Below are 18,080 nucleotides of genomic sequence, written 5' to 3'. Positions count from 1 at the left end.
GCAAAGAGCGGGGCCGCCGGAACGAATCCGGCGGCCCCGCTCTTTGCTGTTTCCGGCCGGGGTCAGGCTTCTTCGGTCCGGTAGATGCCGGCCATCCAGTCCTCCACGTCTTCCGGTTTCCGCGGCAGGGCGGCACTGAGGTTCACGGGGCCGTCAGCGGTCATGAGGATGTCGTCCTCGATCCTGATGCCGATGCCGCGGTATTCCTCGGGAATCGCCAGGTCTTCCTTCTTGAAGTACAGGCCTGGTTCGATGGTGAAGACCATGCCTTCGGTGAGGATGCCGTCCAGGTAGAGTTCGCGTTTGGCCTGCGCGCAGTCGTGCACGTCCAGTCCCAGGTGGTGGCTGGTGCCGTGCGGCATCCACCGGCGGTGCTGCTGCCCCTCGGGGCTGATGGCCTCCTCCACGCTGACCGGCAGGATGTCCCATTCGGCCAGGCGTTCTGCCAGCACGGTGGTGGCGGCGGTGTGGATGTCACGGAACTTGGTTCCCGGCCGGGCAGCGGCGAACCCGGCGTCGGCAGCATCAAGGACTGCCTGGTAGACCTTGCGCTGGATGTCGCTGAAGGAGCCGCTGGCCGGAAGCGTCCGGGTGATGTCTGCAGTGTAGAGCGAGTCGGCCTCGACACCGGCGTCCAGGAGCAGGAGCTCGCCGGCGTGGATGCGTCCGGTGTTGCGGGTCCAGTGCAGCACGGTGGCGTTGTTGCCGGATGCTGCGATGGTGTCGTAACCCAGTTCGTTGCCCACTTCGCGGGCGCGGGCGAAGAAGGCTCCCTCCACCACCCGCTCGCCGCGGGCATGCGTCAGTGCCCGCGGAAGTGCCTTGACCACTTCTTCGAAGCCTTCGACGGTGGCCGCCACCGCGATCTTCATTTCCTCGATTTCCCACTCATCCTTGAGCAGGCGCAGTTCGGAAAGGGCCTCACTGAGCTTTTCGTCCAGGGCATCAAGGACGCCAAGGTCCAGGTTCTCAGGGTCCCTGGCCGTGTTGTACCGGGCCGTGTCCACCAGTGCGTCAATGTTCTCGTCCACTTTGCGGACCAGGCGGATGGAGATTCCGCCGATCTCCGGGGCGCCCACATCCTTGGTGATGGCCGTTTCCAGTTGGTCGATGTGCGCGGTGGCCAGTCCCAGGCGGGCCTCGAATTCCTCCAGGGTGGGGCGGGCCCCAATCCAGAACTCGCCGGAGCGGGAATCGGCGTAGAACTGTTCGGTGTCCCTGCCGGCCAGCGGCCGGAAGTACAGCGTCGCGCGGTGGTTCCCGCCGTCGTCGCCCGTTCCTTCTGCCACGGGTTCCAGGATCAGGACGGCATCCGGTTCGTGGTCCAGGCCCAGCCCGGTCAGGTGGGCGAAGCCGGAGTGCGGGCGGAAGCGGTAGTCGCAGTCGTTGGAACGGACTTTCAGGGGCCCCGCGGGGATGATCAGGCGTTCGCCGTTGAACAGGGCGGAGATCGCCTTGCGCCGGGCAGCGGCGTATCCGGCGACGGCGTCCCGCTGCGGAAGCTCCTGGCTGGACGGCGCCCAGTTGCTGGCCATGAAGGCCTTGAAAGCGTTGGAACTGGGCCGCTGCGAGCGGTTGTTGACGCGCTCCTCCAACGGCTGGGAAGCAGAGTTTTGGGTGTTTTCGGCATCGTTCACGGCACCATCGTCTCACCAGCATCCCGGCTAAGCGAACAGGACAGCCGGGTCCCGGGGCCGTGGTCCACTACGCTGGACCAGTGAGGATTGACCTGCATGCCCACTCCAATGTTTCCGACGGTACCGAAACGCCCGCCGATGTCATGGCGTCCGCCGCGCGTGCCGGCCTTGATGTGGTGGCCCTGACCGACCACGACTCCACGGCAGGCTGGGCGGAGGCGGCAGCGGCCGCAGCAACCTGCGGGGTGGCACTGGTACCGGGCATGGAGGTTTCATGCCGGACGGAGGAGGGCATCAGCGTCCACCTGCTGAGCTATCTGCATGATCCCACCCATCCCGGCCTCCTGGAGGAAATCACCAAGGCCAAGGATTCCCGCCTCACCAGGGCCGAACGGATGGTCACCATCCTGGCGGAGGACTACCCGCTGACGTGGGATGACGTGATCCACCACGTGGCACCCGGCGCCACCCTTGGACGGCCGCACATCGCAGACGCCCTCGTCGCGGCGGGCGTGGTGGAGGACCGTTCGGAAGCCTTCGCCTCCATCCTCACCTCCCGGTCCCGGTACTTCATCCCGCACTATGCTCCGGACCCGGCCACCGCCGTCGAACTCGTCCGTGCCGCCGGCGGCGTGCCCGTGTTCGCCCACCCTGTGGCGTCCGCACGGGGACGGATCGTGGGGGAGCGGACCTACCGCGACATGATCGACGCCGGGCTGGCCGGCCTGGAGATCGACCACCGGGACAACCCGGAAGAGGGCCGGGACTTCCTGCGCAGGCTCGCGGCCAAACACGGCCTGCTGATTACCGGTTCCTCCGATTACCACGGCACCGGCAAGCCCAACCTGCTCGGCGAAAACCTCACGGCACCCGACATGCTCGCGCGGATCGAGGCACTCGGCACGGGAGCCGCCGTCGTCCGGCCCTAGCTGGGCTGGAACGAGGCAACGGTGGCGTGCGCGCCCAGCCGCTTGGCCATGATGTCAATGGCGGGCTGGTTCTGGTCCACGCACACGAACTTCCGGCCAAGCTTGGCGGCAACGGCCCCCAGCGTTCCGGAGCCGGCGAAGAAGTCCAGGCACCAGTCACCGGGCCGGCTCGAGGCGGCCACCACCCGCCGGACCAGGCCCTCCGGCTTCTGCGTGGGGTAACCGGTCTTCTCCTTGCCGGTGGGTGAGACGATGGTGTGCCACCAGACGTCGGTGGGCAGCTTTCCCAGCTCGCGCTTGGCAGGCGTTACCAATCCAGGCGCCATGTACGGCTCGCGGTCCACCTCGGCGCTGTCGAAGTGGTACTTCGCCGGGTTCTTGACGTACACCAGGATGTTGTCGTGCTTGGTGGGCCACCGGTTTTTGGCCCGCGCGCCGTAGTCGTAGGCCCAGATGATCTCGTTCAGGAAGCATTCGCGGCCAAAGATCGCATCAAGCATCACTTTGGCGTAGTGCACCTCGCGGTAGTCCAGGTGCAGGTAGAGGGTTCCGTCGTCGGCCAGCAGGCGCCATGCCTCCACCAGCCGGGGTTCCAGGAAGGACCAGTAGTCGCTGAACGCGTCATCGTAGCGGTGCAGGGCGCCCTTGATGGTGTCGTAGGAGCGGCCCTTGAAGCCCACGCGGTCCCCGCTGCCGCCGGCGTTAACCACCATCCTGGTTTCCTGGCGCAGCTGCGGCCTGCCCGTGTTGAAGGGCGGGTCCACGTAAATCAGTGTGAAGGCGCCGTCCGGCAGCGTGGGGAGGTACTCCGCGTTGTCAGCGTGTACCACCAGGCTGCCGCCGTCCGGCGCCCAAACAGTGTCAGTCATCGGGGCAGTTAGCCCTCTGACGTGCCAGGCTGCGTGCCCGTGTCGGCGCCTGCCACCACTTCGCCGTTGCGGCGGCGGGTGCGGGTCCGGGGCCTGCGGGTGCGTGAAGGCTGTTCGCCGCCCGTTGCGGGTGCGGCAGCCTCGGCCGCGGGAGCGGCGGCGGAGTCCGGCGTCCGACGGCGGCGCTCGCCGCTGCGCGCGGTGTCGCCTCCGCTGCGGCTTCCTTCGCTGCGGGAACCTTCGCGGCTGCCAGTGCGGCTTTCCCGCCCACGGCCGTCCCGTTCCCGGGACCGGCCGCCGTCGCGGCTGCCGCCGCGGCTGTTCTTCTTGCCGGTTTCGCCCAGGTCCTCAAGCACCTCGGCGTCGACGCCAGCCAGGGTCCGCTTGTCACGCGGCAGCCGGCCCTTGGTACCCACGGGGATGTCGAGGTCCGCGAAGAGGTGCGGCGAGGAGGAGTAGGTTTCGACAGGTTCGGGCACATTGAGGCCCAGCGCCTTGTTGATCAGCACCCAGCGGGGAACATCGTCCCAGTCCACGAACGTGACAGCGGTGCCCTTGTTGCCCGCGCGGCCGGTGCGGCCCACCCGGTGCAGATAGATCTTTTCGTCTTCCACGCACTGGTAGTTGATCACGTGGGTGACGTCCTCGACGTCGATGCCGCGCGCCGCGACATCGGTTGCCACCAGGACGTCCACCTTGTTGTTGCGGAATGCCCGCAGTGCCTGTTCACGGGCGCCCTGCCCCAGGTCACCGTGGATGGCAGCGGCAGCGAAGCCGCGGTCCACCAGTTCCTCGGCCACCTTTGCGGCGGTGCGCTTGGTCTTGGTGAAGATGATGGTCCGTCCGCGGCCGCGGGCCTGCAGGATGCGTGCCACCACTTCGATCTTGTCCATGCTGTGCGCACGGTAGATCAGCTGGCGGATATCGCGCTTGGTCAGGCCCTCGTCCTCGGGGTCCGCGGCGCGGATGTGCGTGGGCTGGGTCATGTAGCGGCGGGCCATGGCGATGACCGGACCGGGCATGGTGGCGGAGAACAGGAGCGTCTGGCGGACTGCGGGAGTTGCCGCGATGAGCGTCTCGACATCCGGCAGGAAGCCAAGGTCCAGCATCTCGTCAGCTTCGTCCAGCACCACGATCTTGACGTTCTTCAGGCTCAGGTGCTTTTGCTTGAAAAGGTCGATCAGCCGGCCGGGGGTACCCACCACAACCTCGACGCCCTGCTTGAGGGCCTCCACCTGGGGCTCGTAGGCGCGGCCGCCGTAAATGGTGGCGATCCTCGCGTTGCGCTTCCGGGAAGCGGTCACCAGGTCACCGGCCACCTGCACCGCCAGTTCGCGGGTGGGGACGATGACCAGGGCCTGCGGGGCTCCCGGGACGGCCAGCTTGGCGTAGCCGGGGTCGTCCTGCCCGATGACCCGCTGCAGTGCGGGGATGCCGAAGCCCAGGGTCTTGCCGGTGCCTGTCTTGGCCTGGCCGATGATGTCGTGGCCGCCCAGCGCCACCGGAAGGGTCATGGCCTGGATGGGGAACGGGTGGGTGATCCCGGCGTCAGCCAGGGATTCCACGATGTCCTCGCGGACGTTGTAGTCGGCAAAGGACTTCTCCGCGATCTCGTGCGGGGTCTCGTCGGAGATGATGGTTTCTTCCGGCTCGATGGTTTCCGTGCCGGTCTCATCGCTCAGGAGCTGGTGGGTATGCAATTCACTCACGGGGGAGTTTCCTTATTCATTTGGGCAATGGCGCTGCCTGCTCAACGGGCCGGCCAGGACTGGCCGTTCCGGAGCACGCTCAGGCGCGCAAGCGATTCCAGTGGAAGCCGATCGCGGGCTATCTAATGCTGGCACTGGTGACCAACGGGCAAATCTCAAGATCGCGTAGGGGCGGGCTTGTTGGTTTCAAATCAAGGAAATCAACGACCGGGCATCCATTTCTACCCTCTCAGTCTAGCTGCAAGGTCGCAGAAACACGTTTCGGCCCGCCTGCCGCGGCCGCCGCCGCTTACGGGATGAGCTCGAAATGGATCTCGCGGGTGGTGATGTCCGAGGAAACCAGCCGGACCCGGACCTTGGTACCCGACTCCAGCTCGCCGGCACACCGGGCAGTGACCGCGGGCTCGGCAATCTGGATAATGCCCGAACTTCCGCTGCCGTTTCCGTTCTTCCCGTTGCCGTTTTTCACCGTCCCGGTCCCGTTTCCATTCCCGTTTCCGTTTTGCGGCCGGGAGCCGGAAATCACGATCGCATCGAACTCCTGCCCGATGTGGTTCAGCAGCAGCGCGGCCTCAACGGTGTCCAGGGCCAGTCGTTCCATCCTGGACGCGAGCTGGTCCGATCCGGCCATGATGCCCGGCAGGAGCGGCAGGGCTTCCCGCGCCCAGTCCGGAACATCCCCGCCATTGCTGAGGGCCTCGCAGATCACCAGCACAAAGCGGTCCACCAGGCGGCGGAGCGGCGCGGTGGTGTGGGCATAGGCCGCGCCGATGGCAGACTGCACGCCGTCCTCGGGGACCGTTCCGTCAAAGGCGGTATAGGAGGCGCCCCGGAACAGCATGCCGGCGGAATGCATGATGGCCAGCTGGCGGGGATCGGTGGGATCCAGGGAACGCAGGTATTCGCCGTAGCTGACTTCACCGTCCCAGGGCCTGCCCAGCACCTCGGTCTGCAGCCGGAAATGCTTCAGCGACCGTTCGTCCGGGGCGGGCATGGTGCGCAGGATTCCCACCTTGCCCTCCAGCATGAGCTGCGCGGCGGCCATCCCGGTCATCAGGGAAATCTGCGCGTTCCAGTCCTCCACGGGAAGCTGCGGTACGGCAGCAATGCGGTAGCCGCCGTCGGGCAGCTGGACAATTTCCTGCTCGGGCATGTTGAGGCTGGCCCCGCCGCGTTCCCGCTCCAGGGCCACCCGCTTCAGGCCCACCTCGCGGAGGAGCCGCAGCACCGGCGAGGCCGTCCCGGCGTCGAGGTCTTCCTGCGCACCCTTGTAGCTGAGCTTGTCGCGGCTGCGGACCCGCGCCCGCCTGACGCCCACCGACACAACCGTTGCGTCGCCGTCGAGCGTGAAGTCCCATACGAAAGCCGAACAATCCTGGCCCGGCAGCAGGCTTCCTGCCCCCTCGCTGATCACTTCCGGGTGCAGCGGAATCCGGCCGTCCGGAGCGTAGAACGTCTGGCCGCGGCGCCGGGTCTCGGCGTCCAGGGGACCTCCCGGCGCAACAAACGCCGGCACATCGGCGATCGCGTACATTACCCGGTAGCCGTTCCCGTCCGGTTCGATGAACACCGCCTGGTCCAGGTCCGTGGAGGAGGCCGGATCGATGGTCACGAACTGGACGGCGGTCAGGTCGTAGGACGGAAGCTTCAGCGCTGCCACAGCGGCCCGGGCATCCGCCACTGCCTCAGCCGGGTACGGTCCCGGCAGTTCAAGTTCGGTGCGCAGCAGGCCCAACGCCTCTTCCAGGGCGTTCCTGTGGTCATGGACGTTTGGAGCCAGCCGATGATGTGACACAAAAGTCAGCGTAGCTCCAAGTCCGCCGATATGGCATCAGGCGGCGGCGTCCAATGCGTCGAGGAGGGAGGCGGCAGCGGCGGCGGGATCGGAGGCCTCGGTGATGGCGCGCACCACCACGATCCTGCGCGCACCGGCTTCCGCCACCTGGTGGACGTTTCCGTGGTCAATGCCGCCAATGGCGAACCAGGGCACGGGGTCCGCCGCCTGCCGTGAGGCCTCGGCGGCATACTTCACCAGGTCAGTGCCCACGGCGGACCTGCCGGGTTTGGTGGGGGTTGCCCAGACCGGACCCACGCAGAAGTAGTCCAGCCCGGCTGGTCCGGCAGTTGCTGCCAGGGCGGCGTCCACCTGCCCGGTGGTGTGGCTGGAGAGCCCGATGGCGGCGTTGCCGTTGACCAGCGTGCGCGCCGCCGCCAGCGGCAGGTCCTTCTGGCCGATGTGGAACACCGGTGCCCCGGAGAGGACGGCGATGTCCGCACGGTCATTGACCGCCCACAGCTTTCCGTGCCGTACCGCGGATTCCTTCAGCACCGCCAGGAGGTTCAGTTCCTCGGCCGCCTCGATGGTCTTGTCGCGCAGCTGGATGATGTCCACGCCACCGGCGAACGCGGCGTCAACGAACTCCGCGAAGTCGCCGCGGTCCCGGCGCGCATCGGTGCAGAGGTACAGGCGGGCTGCCTTCAGGGCGTCGTTGTCCCGTGAATTGACGACTTCGGTGGCTGGAGCGTGGTGGCCGGCGGGAAAGGATGGGGTGGACACATTCATGCGTGCAAGCCTAGTTCCTCTAAACTGGGCTGGTACTGCGGGAGCCCGCGGCGGCTGTCACAAAGCGCCGGGCTGAGAGGGCGTCAGAGCCGACCGCTTGACCTGATCCGGTTAATGCCGGCGTAGGGAAGGAACCCACATGCGTACCCCCTTCACCCATCACCCCGGGTCCGCCCGCAGCTCCATTCCCTCCACCCTCCGGGCCGACGTTGCCGTCATCGGCGGGGGAGTGGTGGGGCACGGCATTGCCTGGGAGGCGCAGCGTTCCGGGCGCTCGGTGGTCCTCATTGATGACGCGCCCGGTACCGGCGCCAGCTGGGCGGCGGCCGGCATGCTGGCTCCCGTCAGCGAACTGCATTACCAGGAGGAAGAGCTCCTGGAACTGATGCTTGACGCATCATCGCGCTGGCCCGGGTTCGCCGCCGGGCTGGGCAGGGCAACGGGCGCGGATTCCGGATACCTGACGACGCCGACCCTCGCCGTGGGTGCCGACGCGGCCGACCGCCGGGCGCTGATGGACCTGCGCACAGTCCAGCAGGCCAACGGGCTGGCGGTGGAACCCCTGACCGTGCGGGAGGCCCGGAAGCGTGAGCCGCTGCTCAGCCCGGCCATTGCGTGCGCACTTGATACCCCGGCGGACCACCAGGTGGATCCCCGGCGCCTGGTGGCCGCCTTGCGGCTGGCCCTGGCCGGCGCGGCGCAGGAGCAGCCCCAGCTGGCGGTTGCCGGGGCAGTGGAAGGTTTTGCCGTGCCGGAGCGGGCAGCCGGGCTGCTGTGGGAGGGCGGAACGGTGTCCGGGGTCCGCCTGGCCGGCGGCGGCACGGTGCTGGCAACGGAGACCGTGGTGGCCAATGGCCTGCAGGCGGGGGCGCTTGACGGCCTGCCGGACGGCCTTGAGCTGCCGCTGCGGCCCGTGCACGGGGATATCCTGCGCCTTGCCGTTCCCCGCCACCTTCAGCCCTTGGTGACGTCAACGGTGCGCGGCCTGGTCCACGGCATCCCCGTGTACATCGTTCCCAGGCAGGACGGGACCGTGGTGATCGGAGCCACGCAGCGGGAGGATGCCCTCTCCGATGCCGTGAGTGCCGGCGGCGTCTACCAGCTGCTGCGGGATGCGCAGGCTCTGGTGCCCGCCGTCGCTGAACTCGAACTCCTGGAATGCACCGCCCGCGCCCGCCCCGGTACCCCTGACAACGCGCCGCTCCTGGGCCGGGTGCCGGCCGCTCCGGGCGCCGGGGGAGGACAGGCCGGGCACGTCCCCGGACTCATCATCGCCACCGGGTTCTTCCGGCACGGAGTCCTGCTCACTCCCGCCGCGGCGGCCATCTGCAGGGAACTGCTGGACGGCAGGGCCGATCCCCGCTGGGGTCCCTTCAGCCCGGACCGGTTTTCCAGGCCGGCAACGGCAGCAACAAGCCCCCACATCAAGGAGACTGCGTGAACATCACCCTTAACGGAAACCCGCACACGGTGGCCGACGGAGCTTCGATCACCACGCTGGTCAGCGAGGTCACCGGACGCCCGCTGGCGGACAACGGACAGGCGACCGACGGCGGGAAACTCGGCGTCGCCGTCGCGCACAATGCCCAGGTGGTGCCGCGCAGCCAATGGTTCGCCACCGCGCTCGCCGACGGCGACGACATCGAACTTGTTACAGCAGTACAGGGAGGCTGACGCCATGACCGAAACCAGCACCATCAACCCTGCAGGAAACGCCGGTGCCGGCGTCGCCCTGGTGATCGACGGCGTCGCGCTGGGTTCCAGGCTCATCATGGGCACCGGGGGAGCGCCCAGCCTCGATGGCCTGGGCGCGGCGCTCCTTGCCTCCGGCACCGCACTGACCACCGTGGCCATGCGGCGCTACTCCACGGCTGAAACCGGCTCGCTGTTCCAGCTGCTGGTGGATCATGGAATCCGGGTCCTGCCCAATACGGCCGGCTGCTTCACGGCCAGGGACGCGGTCCTTACCGCGGAACTGGCCCGGGAGGCCCTGGAAACAGACTGGGTGAAACTGGAGGTCATCGCCGATGAACAAACCCTACTGCCGGACGCCGTGGAACTGGTCGAGGCCACCGAGCAGCTGGTCAACCGCGGCTTCAAGGTCTTCGCCTACACCAACGACGATCCTGTGCTGGCCCTGCGGCTGGAGAACCTTGGAGCCACCGCCGTCATGCCGCTGGGTGCCCCGATCGGCACCGGCCTGGGGATCCTGAACCCGCACAACATTGAGCTCATCGTTTCCCGGGCCTCCGTGCCCGTGGTCCTGGATGCCGGCATCGGCACGGCATCCGACGCCTCCCTTGCCATGGAGCTGGGCTGCGACGCCGTGCTGCTGGCCACGGCCGTGACCCGCGCCCAGAACCCCACGCTCATGGGAGAAGCCTTCAAGCACGCGGTGATCGCGGGCAGGATGGCCCGGGCGGCCGGGCGCATCCCGCGCCGGGAGCATGCCCTCGCCTCATCCGCCATGGAAGGCCGGGCCGAGTTCCTCTAGGCATCGGCCATTCACTTAAAGGGCTGTGGCCACCACCCGCCTGGGTGGTGGCCACAGCCATATGCCTGGGAGCCTGCCAGCGACGGCTCAGCGCCGCAGGATCGCAGTGAGCCGTTCCGCATCATGGCGCGCCCGCGTACGGCCAAAATAGGCGACGGCGGCGATGGCGGCAGCAATGCCCAGAACGATGGGCAGGACCCAGGGAAGCCAGGTCAGCCCGGGCAGGTAGCCGAAACCGGCCGCCATCAGAATGATCCACACCAGCGCCGCAGCACCCGCGGCGACGCCGGCCGGAAGCGCCGCACCGTACTTGGCGTGCCGCTTGTCATTGGCCCAGACGACGAAGCCGCCGGCGACAGTGGCCAGCACCACGATGGACAGCGAAAGCATGGATCTCCTTGGAACCGGGGACTAGAACTGGCCGAAACCTACGCGCCGAACCTCTTCGGCACCGATTTCCACATAGGCAAGAGCGTTGCCCGGAACAATGATCAGGCGTCCTTTTTCATCCTTCAGGCGAAGTTCGTTGCCTCCGGTGATGGCTTCGCCAACAACCTTGGCCACAGTCTCCGCGTCCTGGTCCGATTCCAGCACGATCTCGCGGCCAACGTTTTGAACGCCGATCTTAATTTCCAAGGGGGCCTCCCAGCCTGTGAAGTTCGTCGATGATGTCTTATTTGTAGTCTAGGACTCTTTGGGGAAGCGAGAGATTCCGCGCCAAGCTAAACGGTAGATGAGGTCACTGGCCACGTTGAGGTCCAGGTTGCCGTCCGTTTCCAGCCAGTACCGCGCGCTGACCTGCGCCATTCCGGCCAGTCCGCGGCCAAGGAGTTCGGCCTCGAGGTGGGGGAGCTTGGTGTCCTCGGCAATGACCCTGGCGATGGCGTCGGCGAAGGTCCGGTTGAAGGTTTCCAGCCTGGAGCTGACGTCGGGGTCGTTGATCAGGTCGGACTCGAACACCAGGCGGTGGGCCTGGTCGTCGCTGGCGATGAAATGGAAGTAGGCGCGCATGACGGCCTGGACCCGTTCATCGTTGTCCGTGGTGGAATTCAGGGCACCCAGCATCAACTCGGTCAGGGACGCAAGGTGGCTCTCGAGCAGTGCGAGGTAGAGTTCCCGCTTTGACGGAAAGTGCTGGTACAGCACCGGTTTGCTGACATGGGCGGTCTCTGCAATTTCATCCATGGCCGCGCCGTGGTAGCCGTTGGCCACGAACACCTCCTGGGCGGCGGCAAGCAGCTGTGCGCGGCGCTCATCCCGGGGCAACCGGGCGGACCGATGGCCTGCGGGGCGGGAGGGAGTTTGCGGTTCGGCGGCGGGCGGGCGGTCAGCCCGTGCTTCAGGGACCACAGTTGTCCTTCTTTCCATTGCAGTTACCTTCACTTTACTGCGGGGTAATATGACCCGGCGGTATCCCGGGGCATACATTGAAGTATGGCTTCGTCTTTCACCGCAAATGTTTCAACCCATTCCCTGGATCCGCTGGTGGAACCGGCCGCCGGTCTCACCCCTGCCGAGGTTGAACGGTACTCCCGGCACCTGATCATTCCCGAGATCGGTGCCCTGGGCCAGCGGCGGCTCAAGAACGCCAAGGTGCTGGTGATCGGTGCCGGCGGCCTGGGCGCCCCGGCCCTGCTGTACCTGGCCGCGGCAGGCGTTGGAACCATTGGAATCGTCGACGACGACGTGGTGGACCTGAGCAACCTGCAGCGGCAGGTGATCCACGGCGTCAGCGACGTGGGCCGGCCCAAGATCGAGTCGGCACGCGATGCCATCGCGGAGCTGAATCCGCTGGTGGATGTCCGGCTGCACAACCTGCGCCTTGACGCGTCCAACGCCCTGGAGTTGTTCCGGGGGTACGACCTCATCCTTGACGGGGCCGACAACTTCGCCACCAGGTATCTGGTGAACGACGCCGCGGCCATCCTGGGCAAGCCTTACGTGTGGGGTTCCATCTTCCGGTTCGACGGCCAGGTCAGCGTGTTCTGGGAGAAGCACGGGCCCACCTACCGCGACTTGTATCCGGAGGCTCCCCCCGCGGGGTCCGTGCCGTCGTGCGGCGAGGGCGGTGTGTTCGGCATGCTCTGCGCTGCCGTGGGATCGCTCATGGTGACCGAGGCAGTGAAGCTGATCACCGGCGTCGGGCGTTCCCTGCTGGGCCGCGTGGCCCTCTTTGACGCCTTGGGCGGCAGCTGGCGGGAGATCCGGGTGTCGAAGGACCCCGCGGCGGAACCCATCACCGAACTCACTGACTACGAGGCTTTCTGCGGCATTGCTCCCGCCTCGCAGGCGGACACGGAACATACGGTCACCGCCACCCAGCTGGCCACTATGCTGGCGTCGCGGAAAGCCGGACTCAAGGATTTCGAGCTGGTAGATGTCCGCGAGGCCGGGGAATACGACATTGTCCGGATCGACGGGGCCAAACTGATCCCGCAGGGACGGATCCTTGCCGGGGAGGCGTGGGACGAACTTCCGCAGGACCGGGACATCGTGTTCCACTGCAAGGCCGGCACCCGGTCCGCGAACGTGCTGGCAGCGGCACGGCAGGCCGGCTACCAGCGGGTCAGCCACCTTGACGGCGGGATCCTGGCCTGGGTGCGTGAGGTGGAACCCCAGAAGCCCCTCTACTGACGGGACGCTCCATCACTTCCCGCGCCCTTTTGGAGTACGCCCCATCACTTTCCAGAAGAAAGTGATGGGGCCTTGCCGTAAATAGTGCAGGTAGTGATGGGGCGTGGTCAGGCGGTTTCGCGGCCCTGGTGGTCCACCGGGCATTCGGCCTCGACGGCGGCAGGGGCGGCGGTGGCGGGCTGTTCGACAGTGATGCCGTACAGGGCCTCCAGCGCAGCAACGTAGTCGTCCTGTTGGCCGTTCGCAGCGAGTTCGCGGGCGCGGACCGTGGGTACGTGCAGCAGCTGCTTGACCATGCGGCGGAGGGCGAACTCGACTTCCTCGGCGGCGGCGGTGCAGCCGTGGCGGGCACGGACCTTTTCCATCTCCGCGTCCAGGACGTTCATGGTGTGGCGCCGCAGGGCAACGATGGCTGAATCGACGGAGCGGGCTTCACGCTCCTGCTCGAAGGCCTTGGCGGCACCCTTCACGATGCCGCTGGCCTGGGCCAGCGATTCCGCCTGTTCCTGCGGCGCGGCCAGGCGGACTGATTCCAGGGTGAGCAGTTCCACGCCGTCCAGCTCGCCGACGGCGGGGTCGAAGTCGTGGGTGAGGGCAAGGTCGATGGCGATCAGGGGCTGCGGCGAATCGGCGCGCACCTGGGCGAGCTCGTCGGCTTCGACCCGGGTGTCCGACCCACTGCACCCGATCATGACGTCCGCAGCCGCCACTGCGGACCGCAGCGAGTCCACGTCCAGGGCGGTCCCGCCGCGCGAGGCGACAAATCCTTCGGCCCGGCCGGACGAGGAGTAAACGGAGATGTCCGTGCAGCCGCGTTCACGCAGCAGTGCCATGGTGGCCCCGGCGTAGGCGCCGGTCCCGAACAGCACAACCTTCTTGGTTGTCCAGTCCGGGTTTTCGGAAAGATCGGTGGCAAGGTCCAGTGCCACCGAGACGATGGACAGGCCGCGGGAACCGAGCGCCGTCTGCGCGCCAACATCCTTGGCTGTCTTGGAGGCGGCCTGGAAAAGCCGGATGAGGCCGGCGCTGGCAGTGCCGTCGTGCTGGGCGGTAATCAGTGCCCGCCGCACCTGGCCGGCGATTTCGCGTTCACCCACGACGGCGGAGTCCAGTCCCGCGCTGACGGCGAACAGGTGCTGGGTCACCTCGGGTCCGGTGCGTGTGCTGAAGGAACGTGAGACGAGGGGTTCGGCCAGTCCGCTGGCCTCGCTGATCCGGGCCACGAGTGCCGCCCGGGCTGCTTCGACGTCGTTGGGGTTGGCAGCTTCGCCGTAGATTTCGTAGCGGTTGCAGGTGGCCAGCACCACTGCCCCTGCCACGGCGGGGGATTCGGTGAGCGCGGATGCGGCAATCCCGGAGGAACCGTTGCTCAACTGAGCAACGGTTTCAAGGTCGATGTCGGCGTGTGTAGCCACCAATGAGAAAAGAACCACAGCAGACCAATCATAGCTTTTTCGTTGCCTGGTAGAACAACCACCGGAAAGGATAACCGCCACATTCCACCGTGATCCGCGCCACCTCCCCCTGGCCCGCGTTGCCAGCGACAGGTTGTCGTTATCTTTTGCAGCTCTTTTTCGGCACAATCAAAAGCATGACTCCTAGCCCTGCCGTCTCCGCTGCCGGCGCCCTTGCCGCAGACCATCCACTGATGGACGGCCGCACAGCGGATTCACCGCTGATCACGGCCTACCGCGGAGGCAAGCCGTCCCGCCGTCCCGTCTGGTTCATGCGGCAGGCGGGCCGGTCGCTGCCGGAATACCTTAAGGTGCGCGAGGGCATCGCCATGCTGGACTCCTGCCTCCGGCCGGAGCTGGCCTCCGAAATCACGCTCCAGCCCGTACGCCGCCACGATGTGGACGCGGGCATCTTCTTCTCGGACATCGTCATCCCGCTGAAGCTCGCCGGCGTGGGCGTGGACATCGTTCCCGGGGTGGGCCCGGTCCTTGACATGCCGGTGCGTACGGCGGCCGACGTTGCCGCCCTGCCCCAGCTCACCTGGGAAGCCCTGGAACCCATCCGCGAAGCCGTCCGCCTGACCGTGGCCGAACTGGGCAAGACGCCGCTGATCGGGTTTGCCGGCGCACCGTTCACCCTGGCCGCCTACATGGTGGAAGGAAAACCCAGCCGTGACCACCTCGGCCCGCGGACCATGATGCATGCGGATCCGGAGACGTGGACCGCCCTGGCCAACTGGGCTGCCGATGCCTCGGGCATGTTCCTCCAGGCCCAGCTGGAGGCAGGCGCGTCCGCCGCCCAGCTCTTTGACTCCTGGGCGGGTTCGCTGGGACTGGCCGATTACACCAAGTACGTTGCACCGGCGTCGGCCCGCGCCCTGGACCATGTCCGCCACCTCGGGGCTCCGCTCATCCACTTCGGCACCGGCACCTCCGAACTTCTCGTTGCCATGCGCGACGTGGGTGTGGATGTGGTGGGCGTCGACTACCGGCTGCCGCTCGATGAGGCCAACCGCCGGCTGGGTGGAACCGTCCCGCTGCAGGGAAACATCGACCCCGCACTGCTGGCGGCTCCTTGGGACATCCTCGAGGCCCATGTCCGCGAGGTCATCGCCGCCGGCTCCGCCGCCCCCGGCCACGTCCTGAACCTGGGACACGGAGTGCCGCCCGAAACCGACCCGGACGTCCTGACCCGGGTGGTGGAGCTCATCCACTCCATCTCGCCGGAGTAGCCACATGGGCAGTTCTGCGGCGAGGCCCGGCACGGCACTGGTGGTGGGCGGAGGAATCTCCGGGCTGCTGTCCGCCCGGGAACTCGCCGCGGCCGGCCACGAGGTGACGGTCCTGGAGGCGGGCCCGGCGTGGGGCGGCTGCGTGGGCAGCCACACGGTAGCGGGCCTCACGCTGGACAGTGGCGCCGAGTCGTTCGCCACGCGGTCCGACGCCGTCGCGCGGCTGTGCGCAGAACTTGGCCTGGGCGCAAGGATCGTTCCGCCCCGCCCCGGAGGTGCGTGGGTGCAGCTTCCGGATGGTGCCCGCGAACTTCCCAGGACCGGCGTCCTGGGCATCCCCGCCAACCCCTGGGATCCTGAAGTCCGGCGCACCCTGGGTACCCTGGGCTCGCTGCGGGCCTCCCTGGACAGGCTGCTGCCCGCTTCCGTGGGCGCCGGTGCGGGCGTCACCAGCGTCTCCGCGCTGGTCAGGGCCCGGATGGGTTCGCGGGTGCTGGAGCGCCTGGTCTCGCCGGTGGTGGGCGGCGTCCACTCCGCAGATCCCGGGCTGCTCGACGTTGACATGGTGGCTCCAGGGCTGCGGGCAGGGTTGCGCCGGCACGGTTCCCTCGCTGCCGCGGTTTCGGCCCAGCGGCGCGGGGCCGGTGAGAATTCCGGGGCAGCCGGCGCCGGCACCCCACTCCAGCCCGGCCAAGCAGGAAAACCTGCCAAGGCCGGTTCCGCAGTCGCGGGCCTCGAAGGCGGCATGCACACCCTGGTGGATGCACTGGTGGAAGATCTCAGGCGACGGGGCGTCGCCCTGCTGGCGAACACCGCTGCCACCTCTGTATCCCGCACCCCTGAAGGCTGGCTGGTGGAGGCCGGCGGTGCAGCCTTCCGCACCGCCCTGCTGGTGGTGGCCGTGGATGGCCCGGCCGCCGTCGGACTGCTGGAACATGCCGTCCCGCTGATCGCAGGGAAGAAGCCTGCGTCCGGACCTGACGTCAAGCTGGTCACCGTGGTCCTGGACAAACCGGACCTTGACCGGCGGCCCCGGGGGACAGGAATCCTGGTGGCCCCGCAAACGCCGGGCATCGAGGCAAAGGCGCTGACGCATGCAACGGGAAAATGGGACTGGCTGGCGGCTGCTGCCGGCCAGGGACGCCACGTGGTGCGCCTTTCCTACGGCCGGGTGGACGGCGCTTCGGTGCACCAGCCTGCCGGACCGGAAACCGATGACGAGCTCTTCGCAGCCGCCCTGCGGGACGCTTCCGCTCTCCTGGGCGTCCAGATCGCCGGCGGGGACGTGCGCGGATGGGACGTTGTCCGATGGCGCGGCTCGCTGCCGTTCGCAGCCGTGGGGCACCGCGCCCGGGCAGCAGAGATCCGCCAGGCCTGCACCGCCGCCGGTGGCCTGGCAATCGTGGGCGGCTGGGTGGCCGGAAACGGCCTCGCCGCCGTCGTTGCCGACACACGTGAGCAAATCGGCCAATTAACCGCCGCCTAGGCATCGGTGCTGGTCAGCCCGGCGCGTCGGGTTCTTGGCAGTATCCACCCGCACGCCCCGCGGCCCTTCCCGGTTTTCAATCGGCCATCCGTTCTGGTTAGGGTCGATGACTATGGTTCAACACAGGTCCGAGCTTTCCATGTCCCGGACCGGTATCCATGGGGGACTCCGACGCGGTACTGCAGCCGCTGCGTTCGGAGCGGTACTGGTTCTTTCCACCGGCGTGCAGGCGTCCTTGGCTGACGACGCGGTTCCCCCTCCCCAAGACTCCCCAGCGCAGGCGTCCCCGGCCGGAACGGCCGCTGACGGTTCAACTGCCACCCCTCGTGGCAAGGTTCCGACCATCCCTGCCGTGCCGGGAGCATTGCTGCCGGCCGTGAAGGCTTCGCTCGCACCCGGTTCGACGACGGCGACGGCACAGGCCACAGCGCAGGCTTCGATGACGGGACTGCCGCTTCCGGACGTCCCGCTGCCCACAGTCTCCGGAACGCCTTTGGTGACCGGCGGCCCGACCACCTCGACTGCGGCGCCGGCCGGCGGAGCATCCTCCACGGCAACCCGACCAGGATCCGGCACCCAGCCGGGGCCCACCTCAGCCACCGCGCCAGGGGTTGCCCCCGCGGCCGGTACCTCCCCGGGGGGCGGCGCCCCGGCCCCGACGCCTCCCTCGCCTGGAACAGAAGCGGCAGGCCAGGCGTCCGGTTCACAGGATGCCGTAGCAGCCCCCGGCGGGGCGGCAGGTACCGCCACCGATGGAGAGGCCGGTGGAGATGCGGCCGGGCCGGCCGCGAGTGGGGGAGCGGTTGCGCCTTCTCCCACCCTGCCCACGTCGCTGCCCACCGCGCTGTCCATCAATGCACGCCAGTCCCAGCCCACCCGGGTGCCGCAGGCTGCCGCTGCACCCGCGGGCCCGGGCCGCGCTGTTTCCTCCACCGGCCCCCTGCCGGACATGCCGGATGCCATGGTGTGGCTGGGCGCCGGACTGGTTGGCGTGGGTGCCGCCGCCGGGTTGGTCTTCCTGCGCATGCGCCGCCCCTGAGGATGCGGCGCCGGAAGCCCTCCACGACAGGCAA

Annotated in this window: 17 protein-coding genes and 1 riboswitch; of the genes, 8 read left to right on the top strand and 9 right to left on the bottom strand. The window is 67.9% G+C overall.

What is annotated here, in order from left to right:
* Positions 1 to 62 precede the first annotated feature (62 nt).
* Positions 63 to 1,637, bottom strand: a complete 1,575-nt coding sequence (locus tag ACEN9K_RS15020; RefSeq protein WP_056394082.1) for an aminopeptidase P family protein — start codon at positions 1,635 to 1,637, stop codon at positions 63 to 65.
* Positions 1,638 to 1,717: 80 nt separating this feature from the next.
* Between ACEN9K_RS15020 and ACEN9K_RS15015 the strand changes: the two genes are divergently transcribed.
* The gene (locus tag ACEN9K_RS15015) at positions 1,718 to 2,566 is read left to right on the top strand and encodes a PHP domain-containing protein (protein WP_018768582.1); all 849 of its coding nucleotides are present in this window, start codon (positions 1,718 to 1,720) and stop codon (positions 2,564 to 2,566) included.
* Here ACEN9K_RS15015 and ACEN9K_RS15010 read toward each other — a convergent pair.
* From ACEN9K_RS15010 to thiE, 4 genes are all read right to left on the bottom strand, one after another.
* Positions 2,563 to 3,435, bottom strand: coding sequence for a DNA-methyltransferase (locus tag ACEN9K_RS15010; RefSeq protein ID WP_056394077.1), 873 nt, complete (start codon positions 3,433 to 3,435; stop codon positions 2,563 to 2,565). The two genes, ACEN9K_RS15015 and ACEN9K_RS15010, sit on opposite strands and share 4 nt — an antisense overlap.
* An 8-nt stretch (positions 3,436 to 3,443) precedes the next feature.
* On the bottom strand, positions 3,444 to 5,144 hold the full coding sequence (locus tag ACEN9K_RS15005; RefSeq protein WP_268003339.1) for a DEAD/DEAH box helicase: 1,701 nt from the start codon (positions 5,142 to 5,144) through the stop codon (positions 3,444 to 3,446).
* A 289-nt stretch (positions 5,145 to 5,433) separates the two neighbouring features.
* Positions 5,434 to 6,939 carry an RNB domain-containing ribonuclease gene (locus ACEN9K_RS15000; RefSeq protein WP_144599985.1) on the bottom strand — a complete coding sequence of 502 codons (1,506 nt, stop codon included), beginning with the start codon at positions 6,937 to 6,939 and terminating at the stop codon, positions 5,434 to 5,436.
* A gap of 36 nt (positions 6,940 to 6,975) precedes the next feature.
* The gene (thiE, locus tag ACEN9K_RS14995) at positions 6,976 to 7,707 is read right to left on the bottom strand and encodes a thiamine phosphate synthase (RefSeq protein WP_495634607.1); all 732 of its coding nucleotides are present in this window, start codon (positions 7,705 to 7,707) and stop codon (positions 6,976 to 6,978) included.
* Positions 7,708 to 7,734: 27 nt separating this feature from the next.
* A riboswitch (TPP riboswitch) is annotated at positions 7,735 to 7,853 on the top strand.
* Between thiE and thiO the strand changes: the two genes are divergently transcribed.
* From thiO to ACEN9K_RS14980, 3 genes are all read left to right on the top strand, one after another.
* Positions 7,847 to 9,148, top strand: coding sequence for a glycine oxidase ThiO (thiO, locus tag ACEN9K_RS14990; RefSeq protein ID WP_134163765.1), 1,302 nt, complete (start codon positions 7,847 to 7,849; stop codon positions 9,146 to 9,148). (Overlaps the previous riboswitch by 7 nt.)
* A complete protein-coding gene (gene thiS, locus ACEN9K_RS14985) occupies positions 9,145 to 9,381 on the top strand; it encodes a sulfur carrier protein ThiS (protein ID WP_056394066.1) in 237 nt (78 codons plus the stop codon). Before thiO ends, thiS begins: the two co-directional genes overlap by 4 nt.
* A 4-nt stretch (positions 9,382 to 9,385) precedes the next feature.
* A complete protein-coding gene (locus ACEN9K_RS14980) occupies positions 9,386 to 10,201 on the top strand; it encodes a thiazole synthase (RefSeq protein WP_495634606.1) in 816 nt (271 codons plus the stop codon).
* An 87-nt stretch (positions 10,202 to 10,288) separates the two neighbouring features.
* Here the strand turns inward: ACEN9K_RS14980 and ACEN9K_RS14975 are convergent, their stop codons facing one another.
* From ACEN9K_RS14975 to ACEN9K_RS14965, 3 genes are read right to left on the bottom strand one after another with little or no spacing between them, the layout of a single operon-like run.
* On the bottom strand, positions 10,289 to 10,591 hold the full coding sequence (locus tag ACEN9K_RS14975) for a hypothetical protein (RefSeq protein ID WP_018768574.1): 303 nt from the start codon (positions 10,589 to 10,591) through the stop codon (positions 10,289 to 10,291).
* Positions 10,592 to 10,612: 21 nt separating this feature from the next.
* Positions 10,613 to 10,837, bottom strand: coding sequence for a DUF3107 domain-containing protein (locus ACEN9K_RS14970; protein ID WP_018768573.1), 225 nt, complete (start codon positions 10,835 to 10,837; stop codon positions 10,613 to 10,615).
* Positions 10,838 to 10,885: 48 nt separating this feature from the next.
* Entirely contained in the window at positions 10,886 to 11,551 is a 666-nt protein-coding gene (locus tag ACEN9K_RS14965) for a TetR/AcrR family transcriptional regulator (protein ID WP_018768572.1), read from the bottom strand.
* An 84-nt stretch (positions 11,552 to 11,635) separates the two neighbouring features.
* Between ACEN9K_RS14965 and moeB the strand changes: the two genes are divergently transcribed.
* Entirely contained in the window at positions 11,636 to 12,835 is a 1,200-nt protein-coding gene (gene moeB / locus ACEN9K_RS14960) for a molybdopterin-synthase adenylyltransferase MoeB (RefSeq protein ID WP_488315861.1), read from the top strand.
* A 107-nt stretch (positions 12,836 to 12,942) separates the two neighbouring features.
* Here moeB and ACEN9K_RS14955 read toward each other — a convergent pair whose 3' ends face one another.
* Complete coding sequence (locus ACEN9K_RS14955; protein ID WP_144599983.1) at positions 12,943 to 14,268, bottom strand: glutamyl-tRNA reductase; 1,326 nt, start codon at positions 14,266 to 14,268, stop codon at positions 12,943 to 12,945.
* 158 nt (positions 14,269 to 14,426) lie between these two features.
* Between ACEN9K_RS14955 and hemE the strand changes: the two genes are divergently transcribed.
* The 3 genes from hemE (at position 14,427) to ACEN9K_RS14940 (ending at position 18,046) form a co-directional block, all read left to right on the top strand.
* Entirely contained in the window at positions 14,427 to 15,521 is a 1,095-nt protein-coding gene (gene hemE / locus ACEN9K_RS14950) for a uroporphyrinogen decarboxylase (RefSeq protein WP_043424792.1), read from the top strand.
* 4 nt (positions 15,522 to 15,525) lie between these two features.
* Positions 15,526 to 17,007 carry a protoporphyrinogen oxidase gene (hemG, locus tag ACEN9K_RS14945; protein ID WP_495634605.1) on the top strand — a complete coding sequence of 494 codons (1,482 nt, stop codon included), beginning with the start codon at positions 15,526 to 15,528 and terminating at the stop codon, positions 17,005 to 17,007.
* A 352-nt stretch (positions 17,008 to 17,359) separates the two neighbouring features.
* Positions 17,360 to 18,046: a hypothetical protein gene (locus tag ACEN9K_RS14940; protein WP_495634604.1), complete on the top strand. Its 687-nt coding sequence runs from the start codon at positions 17,360 to 17,362 to the stop codon at positions 18,044 to 18,046.
* Positions 18,047 to 18,080: the final 34 nt, after the last annotated feature.

It is taken from the genome of Pseudarthrobacter sp. Pseusp20, assembly GCF_059492155.1.
Note: the sequence above shows the minus strand (reverse complement) of the source record. Positions and strands in the feature narration are given on the sequence as shown.

What these genes read in the sequence shown, in the direction of transcription:
- ACEN9K_RS14980 (WP_495634606.1), top strand. Translation starts at nt 9,386, where the DNA reads ATGACCGAAACCAGCACCATCAACCCTGCAGGAAACGCCGGTGCCGGC.
- thiE (WP_495634607.1), bottom strand. Translation starts at nt 7,707, where the DNA reads ATGAATGTGTCCACCCCATCCTTTCCCGCCGGCCACCACGCTCCAGCC.
- ACEN9K_RS15010 (WP_056394077.1), bottom strand. Translation starts at nt 3,435, where the DNA reads ATGACTGACACTGTTTGGGCGCCGGACGGCGGCAGCCTGGTGGTACAC.
- moeB (WP_488315861.1), top strand. Translation starts at nt 11,636, where the DNA reads ATGGCTTCGTCTTTCACCGCAAATGTTTCAACCCATTCCCTGGATCCG.
- hemE (WP_043424792.1), top strand. Translation starts at nt 14,427, where the DNA reads ATGACTCCTAGCCCTGCCGTCTCCGCTGCCGGCGCCCTTGCCGCAGAC.
- hemG (WP_495634605.1), top strand. Translation starts at nt 15,526, where the DNA reads ATGGGCAGTTCTGCGGCGAGGCCCGGCACGGCACTGGTGGTGGGCGGA.
- ACEN9K_RS14975 (WP_018768574.1), bottom strand. Translation starts at nt 10,591, where the DNA reads ATGCTTTCGCTGTCCATCGTGGTGCTGGCCACTGTCGCCGGCGGCTTC.
- thiO (WP_134163765.1), top strand. Translation starts at nt 7,847, where the DNA reads ATGCGTACCCCCTTCACCCATCACCCCGGGTCCGCCCGCAGCTCCATT.